Source organism: Collinsella sp. AM16-21 (assembly GCF_003471905.1).
GTDB lineage: Bacteria > Actinomycetota > Coriobacteriia > Coriobacteriales > Coriobacteriaceae > Collinsella.
Genome location: NZ_QRKJ01000040.1, coordinates 457 through 855, shown reverse-complemented (window position 1 = coordinate 855; position 399 = coordinate 457). Strand labels below are relative to the sequence as shown.

General features: G+C 74.9%; 1 pseudogene. It reads left to right on the top strand.

Features of this window, described 5'->3' with window-relative positions:
- Positions 1-399, top strand: a pseudogene (locus DW180_RS10315) (IS30 family transposase); the annotation flags it as partial.

The window sequence follows — 399 nt, the reverse complement described above, 5'->3', positions numbered from 1 at the left end:
GTGACGGCGCCGAAGGCCAGGCGCGGCGAGCGCGTGGACGCCTCCGCCGACCTGTCGGCGGCCTGCCCGCGCCTGGCCGCGTGGCCGCGCTGCTGCAACGGGTGCGGGCGGTACCGCACGATCGGCTGCAAGCGCCGCCCGCACGTCTTCTACGAGGCCCGGGCCGCGCAGCTGTGCGCCGACTCGGTCCTCGTCTCGTCCAGGCGCGGGATAGACGCCGACGAGCCCGCCGCGGCAGCCAGGCTGGAGGCGATAAGGGACTGCCTGCGCCGGGGGCTGTCGCCCGAGCAGATGGCGGCGCGCAACGGCGGCCCGGTGGACCTGTCGCCGTCGACCATCTACCGCTGGGTCTCGGCGGGCTACGACGGCATGACCAACATGGAGCTCAGGCGCAAGGTC